Origin of the sequence: Kitasatospora sp. NPDC048296, from assembly GCF_043201815.1 — a bacterium.
In the GTDB taxonomy this organism is placed as follows: domain Bacteria; phylum Actinomycetota; class Actinomycetes; order Streptomycetales; family Streptomycetaceae; genus Kitasatospora.
On record NZ_JBICZB010000080.1, the window covers coordinates 1 to 15,862 of the forward strand.

The following is a 15,862-nucleotide window of genomic DNA, read 5'->3' on the forward strand; positions in this document are numbered from 1 at the left end:
TCGCCTACATCGAGGGCTTCTATAACCCCCGGCGCCGCCATTCGGCGAACGGCCAGCTCAGCCCGGCCGAGTTCGAACGTCGTCACACCGCGAAGACACCACATAGAGTGCTCTACGCAGTCGCGTAGCTCGCAAGCCCACCGGTGTCTGTCAGACCGGGGCAACTCCAGTAAAGGTGATTCCAACCGGCTTTCGAGGAGCTCTCATGGCTCCGTCGCTGAACGGTTCGACCGCCCTGGTCACCGGTGCGACCAGTGGCATCGGCCGAGCGGTCGCGCAGGTTCTGGCCGAGCGGGGCGCGCACGTGGTCGTCTCCGGCCGCGATGCCGCCCGTGGAGAGCAGGCCGTGCGGGAGATCCGCGCGGCTTCGGGTATGCGCATCTCCGGGCCGGGTGGCAGCGTGGAGGTGGGGGGCCGGAAGCGCGGGGACGGCCTGCATGCACACAGTGGACAGCCACGTCACCGGGGGCACGGGACCCGGCGGACCGGGGGAGCACCGGTCCGCCAGGGATCGGCTGCGCTCGCGGCTGCGGGTGCGCAGTGTCGCCGGGCAGGTGTTCCTGTGGCTGCTGATTGTGGTGGTGCTGCTGGTCGGCGCGGCCCTGACGACGCTCATCCTGCAGGCCCGCAACTACGCCACCAGTGATGCCGTGCACCGCACGCGCGCCGCGGCCGTCACCTTGGCGCAGGTCCCCACGGTGGTGGACGCTCTGGGCAGCGCCGACCCGACCGCGGTGCTGCAGCCGCTGGCCCTGGATATCACGAAGAAGGGCGGCTTCGACTACGTTGTGATCGCCAGCCCCGAGGGGATCCGCTACGCCCAGACCGCCCAGCCCGAGCTGATCGGGCAGCGTCTCATCGGCCCGTACCAGCCGGCCCTCAAGGGGCCGATCACCATCAGCTTCACCGCGCCCATCGGACGGGTCGTGGAGAGCAGCGCGCCGGTCACCAGGCCGGACGGTTCGGTCGCCGGCCTGGTCCAGGTCGGCTACACCGTCGCGCACGTGGGCAGTGCGGTGAGCGGGCAGTTGCCGGTGCTGTTCGGCGGTGCGGTGGCCGCGTTCGCCGTGGGGGCGGGCGGGGCGGTGCTGGTGCGGCGCAGGCTTCGCCGCCAGACGCACGGCCTGGGCCCGGCCGAGATGACGCGGATGTACGAGCATCACGACGCGGTGCTGCACGCGGTGCGCGAGGGCGTGCTGATCGTCGGCGGGGACGGGCGGGCGCTGCTGGCGAACGACGAGGCCCGGCGGCTGCTGGAGCTGACGCCGGAGGTGGAGGGGCGGCCGGTCACCGAGCTGGGGCTCGATCCGGGGCTGGCCGAGCTGCTGGTGTCGGGGCGGGCCGCCACCGACGAGGTGTACCTGGCCGAGGACCGGCTGCTCGCCGTCAGCAGCCGCCCCACGGCGCCGTTCGGCGGTGGGCCCGGCAGCGTCGCGACGATCCGGGACACCACCGAGCTGCGGGCGCTGGCCGGGCAGGCCGAGACGGCGCGGGCCCGGCTGAAGCTGCTCTACGACGCCGGGCTGCGGGTCGGCACCACCCTGGACATCGTGCGGACCGCCCAGGAACTGGCGGATGTGGCGGTTCCCCGCTTCGCGGACTTCGTCACGGTCGAGCTGGCCGAGGCGGTGCTGCGTGGTGACGAGCCGCTCCCGGGCACAGGCGTCGCGGGGGGCCCGCGGATCCGCCGGGTGGCCGCCGGCGGCATCCGCGAGGACCGGCCGTTCTACCCGGTGGGCTCGCAGATCAGCCCGCTGCCCGGCACACCGGAGGCCATCGCCCTGGGGAGCGGGCGCGCCTCGCTGGTGGCGGACCTGCGCCAGGCACACGCCTGGTGGGCACGCGACCCGCAGACCGCCGAGCGGATCCTCGCGTACGGGGTGCACTCGCTGGTCTCCACGCCGCTCAAGGCACGCGGCCTGACCCTGGGCACGGTCACCTTCTGGCGCGCGGGGGAATCCGCACCGTTCGGGGAGGAGGACGTCTCCTTCGCCGAGGAACTGGTCGCCCGCGCGGCGATGTGCCTCGACAACGCCCGCCGCTACACCCGCGAACACCGGATGGCCGAGGCACTGCAGCGCAGCCTGCTGCCCCGCGGGCTGCCCGAGCAGAACGCCCTGGCGGTGGCCTACCGCTACCTGCCGGCGCAGCGGGGTGTCGGCGGGGACTGGTTCGACGTCGTCCCGCTGCCCGGCTTCCGTGTGGCCCTGGTCGTCGGCGACGTCGTCGGCCACGGCCTGCACGCCGCCGCCACCATGGGTCGACTGCGCACCGCCGTCCTCAACTTCGCCGCCCTCGACCTGCCCCCGGACGAGCTGCTCGGCCGCCTCGACGAACTGATCGCCCGACTCGATCAGGGCGAGGCAGGGGAGGGAGAGGGTGACATCGAGGGTGAGGGCGAGCTGGCGATCGCGGGCGCCACCTGCCTGTACGTGATCTACGACCCGGTCTCCGGGCACTGCGCCATGGCGCGGGCGGGCCACCCGCCGCCCGCCCTGGTCCGCAGCGACGGCAGCGTGGAGTTCGTCGACCTGCCCGCCGGCCCGCCGCTCGGCGTGGGCGGCCTGCCCTTCGAGAGCACCGAACTCCAGCTGGAACCCGGCACCGCACTGGTCCTCTACACCGACGGACTCGTCACCGGCCGCGAGCGCGACCTGGAGAACGGACTCGCCGCGCTGCACCGTTCCCTGGCCGACGCCCACGCGGACAGGCCCCCGGAGGAGATGTGCCGGGCCGTGTTCGACGCGCTGGTCCCGTCGCGTCCGAGCGACGACATCGCCCTCCTCGTCGCCCGCACGCGACTGCTCGCGCCCGACCAGGTGGCCACCTGGGACGTGCCCGACGACTTCGCCGCCGTCTCCCGCATCCGCAACGCATGCACCGACCAGCTGACCGCCTGGGGACTGGAGGAACTGACCTTCACCACCGAGCTGATCCTCAGCGAGCTGATCACCAACGCCCTCCGCTACGGTGCCCAGCCGATCCACGTGCGCATGCTGCGCGACACCAGCCTGGTCTGCGAGATCTCCGATGCCAGCAGCACCGCCCCACACCTGCGCTACGCCGCCACCATGGACGAGGGCGGCCGGGGCCTGTTCCTGGTGGCCCAGCTGGCCGAGCGGTGGGGGACCAGGTACACGGCACGCGGCAAGGTCATCTGGTCGGAGCAGCCGCTGACCGCACCGGAGTTCCAGTTCGAGGCGATGCTGCTGTGACCACCGCGGGGTTCTCGCCCGGGTGTTCGCGTGGTGTCGGCACTGCTCGGATGTCGCCGTACGCCAGTACCATGGGTCCGGCTCCGGGGGTGTGGTGAAGCAGGGCGCCGTTCAATCCCGGTGACTGTCCGTCAGCGGTTTGCCGCGACCGGATTGCCGGTCGGGTCGACAACCGGGAGCGGGCGTCCGTGGGGCCGTTGTGGTCGCTGGAGGGTGGGGGGACGCGATGGGGGGCTCGCATTGGATCGCCTGGCCGGAGCCCGCGGGTCGACCGGACGTGGTGGGCGTGTGACCGGCCGGCCGGCACCCGCGGTGCTGCCCCCGTCGCTGCGCGGGTGGCTCGGGCTGGTCGCGGCCTTCGCCGCGTCGGTGGTCGCCGGGCTCGGGATCCGGTATGCCGGCGAGGGCGAGCCCGGCCGGGTGGACGCGCGGATCGGGGCGGCGGTGGACGGTGTGGGGCCGCCGTGGCGGTCCGTCGCCCTGGCCATGGACTCCTTGGGGGAGCCGGTGGGAGCCGTGCCCCTGGTCGTGGCCGCCGTGGCGGGTTGCCTGCTGCTTCGGCGTCCTCGCGCGGCGGTGTTCGTCGTCGCCGGCGTCGGCACGGCCGTGGGGACGGCCACGTTGCTGAAGCACCTGGTGGGACGCACCATCCACGGCGGGAACCTGTCCTACCCGAGCGGGCACACCGCCTTCCTCACCGCGCTCGCCCTCACGGTGGCGATGCTCGCGGCTCGCCGCCGAGGCCGGGGCGGGCTCGGCCTCGGCGGGACGGCCGCCGCCTTGCTCGTACTCGCCGTGGCGCTGGTCGCCGGCGCCGCCATGGGCTGGGCGCAGGTCGCGCTGGGCGCGCACTACCCGACCGACGTCCTCGGCGGCTGGTGCACCGCGCTGGCGGTGATACCGGCGACCGCGTGGCTGGTCGACCGGATCGCCGACCGGCTGGTCGACCGGATGGCCGACGCCGGTCGGCGGGGACGTCGCTGACGTCGCGTCACGCCAACCGGCGGAACACGGGCTTCACCGGCCGCCCGCCCAGCCAGGGAGTGGGGTCGGCGGCGTCCAGTGCCTTCCGGTAGACGGCACACGCCTGGGCCACCACGTCGACGGTGCGGTCGATGTCGGCGTCGTCGAGCGCGCTGCTCACCACGAACGACGGGGCCAGCACTCCGCCCGCGAGGAGCTGACGTAGGAACAGGGTGCGGTACTGCTGCGACGGCTGCCGGTTCTCGCCGAGGGTGGCGAAGACCAGGTTGCTGGCCCGGCCCCGGACGACGAGGTGGTCGCCGACGCCCATGCAGGCGGCGGCCTCGCGGACACCGGCGGCCAACCGCTCGCCGAGGGCGTGCAGCCGGGCGGTGATGCCCTCCTCGACGTAGGTGGTCTGCACGGCCATCGCGGCGGCCAGCGAGTGCGTCTCCGCACCGTGCGTGGTGGACAGCAGGAACACCCGGTCGCCGGAGTGACGCAGCCCGCCCCGCTCCATCAGGTCGCGGCGCCCGGCCAGCGCGGAGACGGCGAACCCGTTGCCCAGCGCCTTGCCGAACGTGGAAAGGTCGGGGACGACGCCGTACAGGCCCTGGGCGCCCGCCTCGGACCAGCGGAAGCCGGTGATCATCTCATCGAAGATCAGTACGCAGCCGTGCCGGTCGGCCAGCTCGCGCAGACCGGCGAGGTACCCGGGCGGCGGCTCGGTGTGGCCGGCGGGTTCGAGGATCAGGCAGGCGACCTCGTCCCGGTACCGGGTGAGCAGTTCCTCCGTGGCGGCCAGGTCCCCGTAGGGGAAGGCCACGGTGAGGTCGGTGATCGCCGCCGGGATGCCGGCGTCCATCGGCGTGGTGCCGATGAACCAGTCGTCGACGGAGAAGAACGGGTGGTCGCCGCAGACGGCCACCCGGAGGCGCCCGGTGACGGCGCGGGCGAGTCGCACCGCGGCGGTGGTGACGTCGGAGCCGTTCTTCGCGAACTTCACCATCTCGGCGGTCGGCACCGTGGCCAGGAAGCGTTCCGCGGCTTCGAGTTCGAGGATGGACGGCCGGGCGAAGTTGCTGCCGCGGTCGAGCTCCCGCCGCACCGCCTCCAGCACGCGGGGGTGGGCGTGGCCGAGGCTGACCGACCGCAGGCCGGAGCCGTACTCGACGTAGCGGTTGCCGTCGACGTCCCACACGTGGGCACCTCGGCCGTGGCTGATGACCGGGGCCAGGTCCTCGGGGTACTGGTCGTCGCCCTTGGCGTAGGTGTGCGCACCCCCGGGGATCACGGCGTGCAGTTTCTCGTTGGCCGCCCGCGACCGGGGCAGGGCGAACTCTTCGGTGGATTCGGTGTCCACGCGGGCCTCAGCTCTCCTTCTGCCGCAGGACCTCGGCGAGGCTCGGCGCCTCCCGGTCCCGCTTGGACATCGACAGGGCCGGCAGCGGCCAGGGTATGGCGAGCTCCGGGTCGTCGAAGGCGATCGTCACGTCCTCGGCCGGGTCGTGCGGGCGGTCGATCCGGTACGAGACATCGGCGTCGGTCACCGCCTGGAAGCCGTGCGCGCACCCCGCCGGGATGTACACGCTGACCTGCGTCTCGCCGGACAACTCGAAGAAGGCCGCGTTGCGGTAGGTCGGCGAGTCCGGGCGCAGGTCCACGACGACGTCGAAGACCTCCCCGTACGAGCAGCGCACCAGTTTGGCCTCGCCGGCGCCGGAGCGCAGGTGCATTCCGCGCAGCACGCCCCGGACGGAGCGGGAGACGCTGTGCTGGACGAAGGCGTTGGGGTCGATGCCCACCGAGCGGAGCACCTCGGCGTCGAAGGTGCGGCAGAAGAAGCCGCGTTCGTCGGCGTACGGCGTTGGTTCGAACAGGTAGGCGCCGGCGATCGCCGGGACTTCGGTCACCTTCATGAGGTCTCCCGTGGGGCGTGGTCGGCGGCCGGGAAGACGGCCGCGGTCAGGGCGATGAACTGGTGATCGAGGCGCCGACCGGCCGCCAGGTTGCGCTCGGCGAGGGTCTGCCGCAGCTCCGCCGACCGCTTCTCCAGCTCCCGGAACTGTTCGATCAGCTGGTCGGCGTCGACCTCGCGCGCCGGGTGGCAGTACGTGTCCAGCCCCATCTGGGCCATCAGGGCGTCGCTCTTCGCCGCGTAGCTCAGGGCGAGCGTCGGGGTGCCGACCTTCAGCGCGCAGACCAGGTTGTGGTACCTGGTCGCCACCACGGTGTCGGCGGCTGCCGTCTCCTCCATCAGCTCGGCCAGCGAGGCCGCCTGGGAGGCGGTTACCAGCGGGGAGTCCACCGCCTCGATGATCGCGGCGACCACCGTCGCGTCGACCTCGTCACCGGTGAGCAGCCGCACCGGCCGGCCGTCCTCGACCAGCGCGCGGACGAAGCGGGTCGTCCCGTCGAGGTAGCGCCGGTGGATCTCCTCGGCCCGGGCGCGGTCGTCGTTGCCGCCGTGGAAGTCCATGACGCCGACGCAGACCCGCCCGTCCGAGGGAACCGAAGCGGGCGGCGTCGGCAGGGAGAAGGCGAGGTCCGGGTAGACCTCGTCCCGCGCGACGTCCACGCCCATGTCCCGCATCGCGTCGCGGGACAGGGCGTCCCGGTACGAGCGGTAGGCGGCCAGCCGTGCCGACCGGCGCACCAGGGCCCGGGTGGCCCGGTCGCGGATCGGGGCGGCGCCGACGCCCACCAGCGCCACCTTGGTGCCGAACAGCCGGCCGGAGGCGCACAGCAGGAACAGCGCGTACGGGAAGCCCCACGGCCGCAGCGGCAGGGTGGCCTCCAGGACACCCATGCCCGGGACGATCACCACGTCGTGCCGGCGCACCCAGGCGGCGGTGCGCACGGCGTCGACGAGCTTGCCCAGCCCCTTGCCGAGGATCGCGCCCGCCCGCGAGGCGGTGCGGTACTCCCCGCGGTACCAGTGCAGCCGCGTCGCCGGGATGCGGTACCGGGCGGTGACGACCTCGGGCCCGCCGCAGAGCGCGTCCACGACGGCCTCCGGGTGGTCGGCGCGCAGGTAGCCGAGCACGGCCTCCAGCGACCCGTCGTTGCCGAGGTTGCCGGAGCCGAGCAGGCCGAACACCCCGACGCGCACGGGGGTTCGGTCCCCGGACGTCATGCCCGCCTCCCCTCGCGTCCGGCCACCAGGTCGTCCACGGAGACCGTGAGCGAGGCCGGCTCGACCGGAGCGCGGTCCTCGACCCGCTCGCCGGCGCCCGGCCGCACCCGGCTGGTCATCCACGAGACCAGGTGGCGGCGGCACGCGCGCCGGTCGTCCAGGGACAGCGGCGCCCGCCGGACCGCCGAGGCGAAGCCCCAGACGTACTCGGCGAGCAGACGCGGCGTCGGGTGCAGCGGGCCCGCCCGGCGCGGGTCCAGGTTGACGCACCGGGAGCGCTTGGAGGGGTTCGCCCGTTCGGCGCGGGTGGGGTGGTCGCGGCGGAAGTACAGCAGCTCCGGCACCTGGTGGAAGGGCCCGTGCAGGGTGATCTCGGCGACGAACGTGCGGTCCGCGTGGTGGTAGCTGTCGTGCGGCTTCACCCGGCGCAGCACGTCGGCCCGCATCACCCCGTAGAAGTCGTCGCCACCGGGCTCGAACAGCAGGCTGCGGAAGCGTTCCGGCGCGTACGGCGAGTCGGTGGCGAGCCCGTACTCGTAGGGGACCTTCACCCGGCCGTTCTCGTCGATGACCGCCTGGCCGGAGTGCGCGAGGATCACCTCCGGCCGTTCGTCCAGCGCCTCCACGCAGCGCAGCAGGAGGTCCCGGGCGTACAGGTCGTCGTGCGAGGCCCACTTGAACAGCTCGCCGCGGCACTGGGTGAAGACGTAGTTGTGGTTCGGCGCGGCGCCGATGTTCCGGGGCAGCCGCAGGTACCGGATGCGCGAGTCCCGCGCGGCGTACTTGCGGCAGATGTCCTGGGTCGCGTCGGTCGAGGCGTTGTCGGTGATGACCAGCTCGAAGTCCTCGTAGGTCTGGCCGAGCAGGGCGTCGAGCGACTCGGCGAGGTACTCCTCGCCGTTGTAGACGGGCAGCCCGATGCTCAACCGGGGAACGGCGGTCATTGCGTCCTCACTTCGGGGATGACTGCGGTGGTACTCACATTGCGATGGTGCTCGCGCAGGGCGGCTCGCAGTTGCAGCCACCACACGGCCGAGCCGCAGGCGGTCGCGGAGGCGACGCCCCAGGCGGAGCCGACCGTGCCGGCCAGGGCCGCCCCGCCGAGCCCGCCGCCGAGGTAGCAGGCGGAGGCGAACAGCTGGCAGCGCAGGCTGCGCCGGGCCGCGGCGAGCGCGCGCAGCCCGGCCGCCGCGCCGCTGCCGAGGCCGGCGCCGGCGACGCCGAGCGTGGCGGGCAGGATGAGCTGCGAGGCGGTGTGCCAGACGTCGCCGAGGACGAACTCGCCGACCCGGTCCGGCATCAGCAGCAGCGCGGTGCCCCACAGCAGCGCGGCGCCGGCCTGCCCGCCGCCCAGCAGGAAGCAGAACCGGCCGAGCCGGTGCGGCGTCCGGCGCAGCACCCGGGCCGCCTCCGCCACGGTGACCAGGGACAGCCCCATCAGCAGGGCCAGGAACGGGCCCTGCAGGAGTTCGGCGCCCCGGACGGCGCCCACCGCGCCGACCCCGGCGATCGCGCCGAGCCCGTACGCGCGCAGCTGGCCGGCGCCGCTGAGGCTGACGTTCTCGACCAGGTACCGGGAGCCGAGGTCGCGTTGCTCGCGCAGCCACCCGCGGGCTTCGGTCACCCGGGGTCGGACGCCGGACTGGAGGAAGCCGTACCCGGCCGCCGCTGCGGCGGCTGCGCCCCAGGCCAGCAGGAAGGCGGCCACGGTGCCCACCCGGGCCGCCACCACCATGGCCGGGACGAGCGCGACGCCCTGCACGAGGTCGTTGGCGAACGCCTTGTGCCCGGTGCCGGCGGCGAAGAACGCGAACCGCCGGGAGTCCTGGAGCAGCAGCGCCGGCAGGGCGACGCCGAGGCAGGCGAACGCCGGCCCCACGTCGCCGCCGAGGCCGAGCCCGACCAGCAGGCACACCGCGCCGAGGGTGGTGCCGACGGCGAGGGCGGCCCCCGAGGACCGGGCCGCCGCCGCGCGCCAGGCGGCCTCCGGCACGCCGCTGAAGCGCACCATGAGCGGGTCGGTGGCCAGCCCGCGGGAGACGTTGAGCACCACGCCGTAGGTCAGCCAGGCCAGGCTGAACACGCCGAACGCGTGCACCCCCAGCTCGCGGGCGACGTAGATGCCCACCGCGAAGTTGATCATGCTGGTGACCGCCTGGTCGGCCAGCCCCCAGGACACCCGGCCGAGGACGCCCCGCTTGGCGGACCGCTGGGCGGGCGGGTCCGTCGGGGAAACCGTCTTCACCCCCTCGGTGGTCATCGGCGTCATGCCTTGATCAGCCCGGCGCCCCGGAGGGCGCCGGCCGCGACGGCGACCGTGTCGAACGGCAGCCCGGACCGCTCGGCGACGTCCAGCAGGCTGTGCGCGCCGTCGGACATGCTGAGCACCCAGAGCATGGCCATCTGCGCCTCCTTGGCGTCGCTGCGCCCGCCGAGCGAGTCGTAGAGCCCGCGCCGGCCCAACTGCGGCTCGCCGTAAGGGCTGAGGTTGACATAGCTACGGTTGCGGTCGAGCACGGCGAAGGCCTCGCGGCAGACGGCGAGGGTGTCCGCCATCGCCTCCGGCTTGACGAAGTCCAGGTTGTCCGCCGAGGTGTGGTACTCGGGGTACCCGGCGTACGGGGTGCGGCTGAGCGAGCCGACGCCGAGGTCGAACCCGGGCGAGCAGTACTGCCGCTCGTCGTAGCCGTACGGGGTGAACTCGGTGACGCGGTGCGGGCGTTCGGATGCGGCCAGGACGTGTCGCAGCACCCGGTCGATCTCCGCGTCGCCGCGCCTGCTCTGCTTGTACGTCAGGTGGCCCGGGTCGCCGGCGCAGGCCAGCACCAGCCCGTGCTTGACCCGTTCCACCCGCTCCGCGTTGCGGGCCAGCCAGGTGATCGCCCCGATGGTGCCGGGCGCGAAGACGAACCGGTAGGTGTAGTACGGCGACCGCTGCGCCAGCTCCCGTGCCAGGAACACGGCCACCGCGACGCCGGCCATGTTGTCGTTGGCCAGCGACGGGTGGCAGACGTGGCAGGAGACGATCACCTCGTCGGCGACCTGCCCGGGGACGACGTGCTCGGCGTAGGTGAGGTGGCCGTCGGCGAGCGTGGAGTCGATGCGCACCTCGTACTCGCCGTCCGGCAGGGCGTCCAAGGTCTCCTGGGCCAGGCAGAACCCCCAGTCCGGCGTGTAGTAGCTGGTGCGGTACGGCACCCAGGTCGGGTGGTCCGGCAGGGTGTGCAGGTGGGCGCGCAGCTCGGTCAGCGGCATGGTCGCCGCCACCGGCACGCTGTAGCCGAGCACGTGCAGGGAGGACGCGGCGAAGTCGACGACCCGGTTGCCGGCGGTGTCGGCGATGTACGCGTCCCGGATGTTCCACTCCTGCGGCACCGTCCAGTCGAGCACCTGCGTCCCGGTCGGCACCTCGTGCACCTGCAGCGGGACGTACTCGCCGATGATGTCCAGGGTGGCGCGCACACCGTCGCCGGTGATGCTCCGGCACAGCGGGTACAGCCGCTCCACCAGCGCGTACATCTCCTCGCCGGGCGTGGTCACCGGCGCCACCGCAGGGTGTCGTCGACGGTGCCGGCCTCGGACGCCCGGCGCAGCACGGCCAGCCGGGTGAAGCTGCGTTCGAAGCCCTCCCGGGTCAGCCCGAACCTCCGGTAGGCGTCGGCGAGTTCGAGCGCGCCCTGCTTCACCGTCCACTCGCAGTCGAAGCCGGGCAGCGCGCCGCGGAACCGGGAGAAGTCCACCCGGTACGAGCGGGGATCGGCGCCGTTCTCCCCGGTGATCCGCACCTGCGAGCCGTCCACCGCCTCGGCGACCTGCGCGGCGATCTCGGCGACCGTGACGTTGTTGACCTCGCTGCCGATGTTGAAGGCCCGGTCGTGCACCGCCTCCCGCGGGGCGGTCAGCGCGGCCTCGAAGGCCCGGGCGATGTCGGCGGCGTGCACCAGCGGGCGCCAGGGGGTGCCGTCGGAGAGCACCAGCACCTCGCCGGACAGCAGCGCGTGGCCCACCAGGTTGTTCAGCACGATGTCGGCGCGCAGCCGGGGCGAGTAGCCGAAGGCGGTGGCGTTGCGCATGTACACCGGGGTGAAGTCGTCGTCGGCCAGCTCGTGCAGGTCGTCCTCCACCCGCACCTTGGACTCCGCGTAGGGCGTCACCGGGCGCAGCGGGGCGTCCTCGCCCACCAGGTCGTCGCCGCCGGCGGCGCCGTAGACCGAGCAGGTGGAGGCGTACAGGAAGCGCCGCACCCCGGCGTCGCGGGCCAGCTTCGCCAGCCGTACGGAGGCGTGGTGGTTGATGTCGTAGGTGAGGTCCGGCGCCAGCGAGCCCAGCGGGTCGTTGGACAGCGCCGCCAGGTGGATCACGGCGTCCACCCCGGCCACGTGCCCGGCCGTGACGTCGCGCAGGTCCACCCGGTGCCCCGGCGGGTCCGCGGGCGTCGGGCCGAGGACGCAGTCCGCGAACAGGCCCGCGTCAAGGCCGACGACGTCGTGCCCGGCGGCCGCGAGGAGCGGGGCCATCACGGTGCCCAGGTAGCCCTGGTGTCCGGTCAGCAGTACGCGCAAGGTTCAGTCCCCCAGAGTGAGAGTGCCCAGATGGAGAGTGAGTTTGGTGACGGCGAACGCCTCGGCGTAGCGCGCGTGGCATTCGATGCCGCGGATCCGCGCCAGCCCGAGGAAGGCCTCCCGGTCGTACCAGGGCCGGTGCCGCTGCGAGGCGTAGTGCTCCTGCAGCAGCCGCACCTTCTGTTCGGCGGTCTCGTCCGTCAGCGGCTGGTAGGCCGTCGGACGGCCGAGGTCGGCGTCCCACTTGACGATCTCGTAGCCGAGTACGAGGTGGTCGCGGAACGCGGTGGTCATCAGCTGCGCCAGGCCGCGGTGGTCCTGGTGGGCGTCCTCCGTGCGCGGGGCGAGGACCAGATCCGGCTCGGTCTGCGCGCGCAGTTCCTCGACCGCGCCCTTGGCCTCGTCCCAGTGCGCGGGCAGCCGGCCGTCCGGCAGTTTGAGCACGGTCAGGCGCAGGTCGGCGCCCGGGCAGAAGGCGGCGAGCGCGGCCTGCTCCTCCTGCTCCCGCTCGCTGCCGCCGCCGGAGAGCACCAGCGCGTCGACGCGCAGACCCGGCCGCGCGAGGCACATCGTCAGCAGGGTGCCGCCGGCGCCGATGGCGATGTCGTCGCAGTGCGCCCCCACCGCGACGATCCGGTCCAGGCCGCCTGCTCCGAGCCGGATCACGCGCTCCTCACCCCGCCGCCGGTCGCGTTCGCCACCGCGCCGTCCCGTTCCCAGACGGCCCACGGGCGGTCGCCCCGGGCGTAGGCGGCGTCGAGCGCGGCCCGTTCCTTCACGGTGTCGGTCGGCTTCCAGAAACCGCGGTGCTGGTGGGCCACCAGCCGGCCGTGCTTGGCCAGCCCCGCACATCCGTCGGCGACCAGGTCCCCGTTCTCCGGGATGTGGTCGAACACCTCCTGGCGGAGCACGAAGTAGCCGCCGTTCTCCCACAGCGGCATGTCGCTCACCGCGGTGATGCCCCCCACCAGGTTGTCCTCGCCCAACTCCACGCAGTGGAAGGAGGATTGCGGCGGCACCACCATCATCGACGCCCCGGCGTCGCGCCGGGAGAACCGCTCGATCATCTCCGGCAGCGGGGCGTCGGTGAGCACGTCGGCGTAGTTGGCGAGGAACATCTCGTCGCCGTCGAGGTGGTGGCGCACCCGGCGCAGCCGCTCGCCGATCGGCGACTCGATGCCGGTCTGCGCGAACGTGATCGTCCAGGAGGATATGTCGGTGGACAACAGCTCGGTCCGCCCGCCCCGCAGGATGAAGTCGTTGGACGTCGTCTCCTCGTAGTTGAGGAAGAAGTCCTTGATGTGCCGGGCCCCGTACCCGAGGCACAGGATGAACTCCGTGTGCCCGTAGTACGCGTAGTAGCGCATGACGTGCCAGATCAGTGGCCGCGGGCCGACCATCGCCATCGGCTTGGGCACGTCGTCGGAGGATCCGCTGCGCATCCGCAGCCCGTAACCGCCGCAGAACAGGACGACCTTCATGCCTTGACCTCGACAATGCTCAGTTCCGGGATGGGGAAGACCAGTCGGCCGCCCCACTCGTGCACGAAGGACAACTGCTCGACCAGCTCGGCCCGCAGGTTCCACGGGAGGACGAGGACGTAGTCCGGCTTGTCGGTGCTGATCTGCTCGGGCGCCAGGATCGGGATGCGGGTGCCCGGGGTGAACCGGCCGTGCTTGTAGGGGTTCCGGTCGACCGTGTACGGGAGCAGGTCGGGCCGGATGCCGCAGTGGTTGAGCAGGGTGTTGCCCTTGCCCGGGGCGCCGTAGCCGACGACCGTCTCGCCGCGCTCGGCCGCGTCGATGAGGAACCGCAGGAGGTCCCGGCGCACCTTGGCCACCCGGGCGGAGAACTCCGTGTACCCGGACAGCTCCTGGAGCCCGGCGGCCTTCTCCCGGTCCAGCACGTCGGCCACCCGCCGGCTCGGCTCGCCGGCCGCCTCGGTCGGCCGGGCCCACAGCCGGATGGAGCCGCCGTGGGTGGGCAGCAGCTCGACGTCCACGAGCGTGAGTCCGCCGCTCGCCAGCGCCCGGATCGCGGACGCGACCGTGTAGTACTGGAAGTGCTCGTGGTAGATCGTGTCGTACTGGTTCTCCTCGATCAGGGTCAGCAGGTGCTGCACCTCGACGGAGACCCAGCCGTCGTCGGACACCAGGGCGCGCAGCCCCCGGGTGAACCCGACCACGTCGGGGATGTGCGCGTACACGTTGTTGGCCACGACCAGGTCCGCCGGGCCGTGCTCGGCGCGGACGGACGAGCCGGTGTCCGGGTCCAGGAACGCCGTGAGCGTGGGCACGCCCGCCTCCCGCGCCGCGGCGCCGACGTTCACCGACGGTTCGATGCCCAGGCAGCGGATCCCCCGGTCCACCACGTGCCTGAGCAGGTACCCGTCGTTGCTCGCGACCTCGACCACGAAGGCGTCGGGGCCGAGGTCCAGCCGCTGGACGGCGTCGGTGACGAACGTGCGGGCGTGCTCCACCCAGGAGGTCGAGTAGGAGGAGAAGTACGCGTACTGCGTGAACGTCTCCTCCGGCGTGATCAGCGGAGGGATCTGCGCGAGCCAGCAGTCGGTGCAGACCCGCAGGTGCAGCGGGTACGCCGGCTCCGGCCGGTCCAGTTGGTCAGCGGCGAGAAAACTCTCGCACGGCGGGGTCGCCCCCAGATCGACGACGCTGCCCATCGCCGCCGAGCCGCAGAGTCGGCATCGTGTCATTGACTGCCCCCAATCCTGCTCGCGCGGGTGCCCCGCCGCGAGCCAGCGTTTCCGTTCCCTACCGGCGGCGCGCCGTTCGCGCCGCCGGACCGCACCGCGATCGCGGTGCGGTACCCCTCCACCAGGCGCTCCAGCCCGACGGCCGGGCTGAAGCCCTGCTCGTAACGGTGCCGGGCCGCCCGGCCCATCTCCCGGTTGCGCTCCGGCGCGGCAGTGATCCGGCGGATGCAGGACGCGAGCGAGGCCGCCTCGCCCGGCTGGTGCAGCAGCCCGGTCACCCCGTCCTCGACGAGTTCGACGAAGGCGCCGTGACCGGCGGCGACGGCCGGGACCCCGGCCGCCATCGCCTCCACGACCACCAGGCCGAACGCCTCCAGCCACGTCGAGGGGGCCACCACGGCGACCGACCGCGCGACGGCCTGCCGGCACTGGGCCTGGTCGTACAGGCCGACGTACCGCACGTCGTCCCGGCCCGCCGCCCAGGCGGTCACCTCCCGCTCCAGCGGCCCCGCGCCGGCGACCACGAGCGGCACGCCCACACCGCCGTCCGCGGCGATCTCGTCCCACGCGGCCATGAGCAGCCGCACGCCCTTGGCCTCCGCGAGCCGGCCGAGATAGAGCAGGTGCTCGCCCGCGCCCGTCCGGCGGGTGCCGGGGTCGGGCACGAAGTTGTGCTTCACCGCCAGCCGCTCGGCCGGTAGGCCGGCCCGCGACAGGATGTCGCGCTGGGCCGCGGAGATGCAGAAGAACCGCTCCACACCGGACCACCACCGCCGCCGGTTGACCGCCAGGCTGACCGCGAGCGGCACCGTCGCCAGCCGGGAGCCGCGGTAGCAGCCGTGCCGGACGGCGGGCAGCGGCGAGCCCCCGACGCACTCGGTGCACGGCCGGCCGTCCCGTTGCAGCGTGCCCGGCGGGCAGACCTGGGTGTAGTTGTGCAGCGTCGCGACGGCGGGCACGTCGGCGTCGGCGCAGGCGGCCAGCACCGCGGGCGACAGGAGCGGGAAGACGTTGTGGACGTGCACCACGTCCGGCCGCTCGGCGCGCAGCCGGGCGGCGAGCTCCGCGCGGACCGCCGGGTTCCACGGCACCAGCAGCGGCACCGCGACCTTGCCCAGCAGGGACCGGGCGGCGATGTCGTCGCTGCGCCGCTCGAACACCTCGACCCGGTGGCCGGCCTCGCGCAGCAGCTCCACCTCCTGGTCGACGACCTTGTTCTCCCCGCTCGGCTGCGCCGAGTTGTAGCGGTTGTGCACCACGAGGACGTGCATGC

General features: G+C 73.3%; 13 protein-coding genes and 1 pseudogene. 3 read left to right on the forward strand and 11 right to left on the reverse strand.

The window, feature by feature from the left end:
* Nucleotides 1-205: 205 nt before the first annotated feature.
* The 3 genes and pseudogenes from ACGF12_RS32405 to ACGF12_RS32415 all read left to right on the forward strand — a co-directional run.
* Nucleotides 206-373, forward strand: a pseudogene (locus ACGF12_RS32405) (SDR family NAD(P)-dependent oxidoreductase); the annotation flags it as partial.
* A gap of 64 nt (nt 374-437) precedes the next feature.
* Nucleotides 438-3,215: a SpoIIE family protein phosphatase gene (locus ACGF12_RS32410; RefSeq protein ID WP_393038072.1), complete on the forward strand. Its 2,778-nt coding sequence runs from the start codon at nt 438-440 to the stop codon at nt 3,213-3,215.
* A 288-nt stretch (nt 3,216-3,503) separates the two neighbouring features.
* Nucleotides 3,504-4,199 carry a phosphatase PAP2 family protein gene (locus ACGF12_RS32415; RefSeq protein WP_393038075.1) on the forward strand — a complete coding sequence of 232 codons (696 nt, stop codon included), beginning with the start codon at nt 3,504-3,506 and terminating at the stop codon, nt 4,197-4,199.
* A gap of 7 nt (nt 4,200-4,206) precedes the next feature.
* On the opposite strand, the gene ACGF12_RS32420 is transcribed toward ACGF12_RS32415, so the two are convergent.
* The 11 genes from ACGF12_RS32420 to ACGF12_RS32470 are packed head-to-tail and all read right to left on the reverse strand — an operon-like array spanning nt 4,207 to nt 15,860.
* A complete protein-coding gene (locus tag ACGF12_RS32420) occupies nt 4,207-5,541 on the reverse strand; it encodes a glutamate-1-semialdehyde 2,1-aminomutase (protein WP_393038078.1) in 1,335 nt (444 codons plus the stop codon).
* Between the two features lie 7 nt (nt 5,542-5,548).
* Nucleotides 5,549-6,097 (reverse strand): dTDP-4-dehydrorhamnose 3,5-epimerase family protein, encoded by a 549-nt coding sequence (locus tag ACGF12_RS32425; RefSeq protein WP_393038081.1) that lies wholly within the window; start codon nt 6,095-6,097, stop codon nt 5,549-5,551.
* Nucleotides 6,094-7,314: a polysaccharide pyruvyl transferase family protein gene (locus ACGF12_RS32430; protein ID WP_393038084.1), complete on the reverse strand. Its 1,221-nt coding sequence runs from the start codon at nt 7,312-7,314 to the stop codon at nt 6,094-6,096. Before ACGF12_RS32430 ends, ACGF12_RS32425 begins: the two co-directional genes overlap by 4 nt.
* Nucleotides 7,311-8,258 (reverse strand): glycosyltransferase family 2 protein, encoded by a 948-nt coding sequence (locus ACGF12_RS32435; protein ID WP_393038086.1) that lies wholly within the window; start codon nt 8,256-8,258, stop codon nt 7,311-7,313. The genes ACGF12_RS32430 and ACGF12_RS32435 overlap by 4 nt, the downstream gene beginning before the upstream one ends.
* Nucleotides 8,255-9,574, reverse strand: coding sequence for a hypothetical protein (locus ACGF12_RS32440; RefSeq protein ID WP_393038138.1), 1,320 nt, complete (start codon nt 9,572-9,574; stop codon nt 8,255-8,257). The genes ACGF12_RS32435 and ACGF12_RS32440 overlap by 4 nt, the downstream gene beginning before the upstream one ends.
* Before the next feature lie 5 nt (nt 9,575-9,579).
* Nucleotides 9,580-10,863 (reverse strand): DUF4910 domain-containing protein, encoded by a 1,284-nt coding sequence (locus ACGF12_RS32445; protein ID WP_393038089.1) that lies wholly within the window; start codon nt 10,861-10,863, stop codon nt 9,580-9,582.
* A complete protein-coding gene (locus tag ACGF12_RS32450) occupies nt 10,851-11,876 on the reverse strand; it encodes an NAD-dependent epimerase/dehydratase family protein (RefSeq protein ID WP_393038092.1) in 1,026 nt (341 codons plus the stop codon). The genes ACGF12_RS32445 and ACGF12_RS32450 overlap by 13 nt, the downstream gene beginning before the upstream one ends.
* 3 nt (nt 11,877-11,879) lie before the next feature.
* Nucleotides 11,880-12,542, reverse strand: coding sequence for a PIG-L deacetylase family protein (locus tag ACGF12_RS32455; protein ID WP_393038095.1), 663 nt, complete (start codon nt 12,540-12,542; stop codon nt 11,880-11,882).
* Nucleotides 12,539-13,357, reverse strand: coding sequence for a glucose-1-phosphate cytidylyltransferase (locus ACGF12_RS32460; protein ID WP_393038097.1), 819 nt, complete (start codon nt 13,355-13,357; stop codon nt 12,539-12,541). Before ACGF12_RS32460 ends, ACGF12_RS32455 begins: the two co-directional genes overlap by 4 nt.
* Nucleotides 13,354-14,589, reverse strand: coding sequence for a class I SAM-dependent methyltransferase (locus ACGF12_RS32465; protein ID WP_393038100.1), 1,236 nt, complete (start codon nt 14,587-14,589; stop codon nt 13,354-13,356). The genes ACGF12_RS32460 and ACGF12_RS32465 overlap by 4 nt, the downstream gene beginning before the upstream one ends.
* Nucleotides 14,586-15,860: a glycosyltransferase gene (locus tag ACGF12_RS32470; protein ID WP_393038103.1), complete on the reverse strand. Its 1,275-nt coding sequence runs from the start codon at nt 15,858-15,860 to the stop codon at nt 14,586-14,588. The genes ACGF12_RS32465 and ACGF12_RS32470 overlap by 4 nt, the downstream gene beginning before the upstream one ends.
* Nucleotides 15,861-15,862: the final 2 nt, after the last annotated feature.

Bases quoted from the DNA above. Each gene is read 5' to 3' on its own strand.
- ACGF12_RS32410 (WP_393038072.1), top strand. From the start codon at position 438: ATGCACACAGTGGACAGCCACGTCACCGGGGGCACGGGACCCGGCGGA.
- ACGF12_RS32425 (WP_393038081.1), bottom strand. From the start codon at position 6,097: ATGAAGGTGACCGAAGTCCCGGCGATCGCCGGCGCCTACCTGTTCGAA.
- ACGF12_RS32430 (WP_393038084.1), bottom strand. From the start codon at position 7,314: ATGACGTCCGGGGACCGAACCCCCGTGCGCGTCGGGGTGTTCGGCCTG.
- ACGF12_RS32435 (WP_393038086.1), bottom strand. From the start codon at position 8,258: ATGACCGCCGTTCCCCGGTTGAGCATCGGGCTGCCCGTCTACAACGGC.
- ACGF12_RS32440 (WP_393038138.1), bottom strand. From the start codon at position 9,574: ATGACCACCGAGGGGGTGAAGACGGTTTCCCCGACGGACCCGCCCGCC.
- ACGF12_RS32460 (WP_393038097.1), bottom strand. From the start codon at position 13,357: ATGAAGGTCGTCCTGTTCTGCGGCGGTTACGGGCTGCGGATGCGCAGC.
- ACGF12_RS32465 (WP_393038100.1), bottom strand. From the start codon at position 14,589: ATGACACGATGCCGACTCTGCGGCTCGGCGGCGATGGGCAGCGTCGTC.
- ACGF12_RS32470 (WP_393038103.1), bottom strand. From the start codon at position 15,860: ATGCACGTCCTCGTGGTGCACAACCGCTACAACTCGGCGCAGCCGAGC.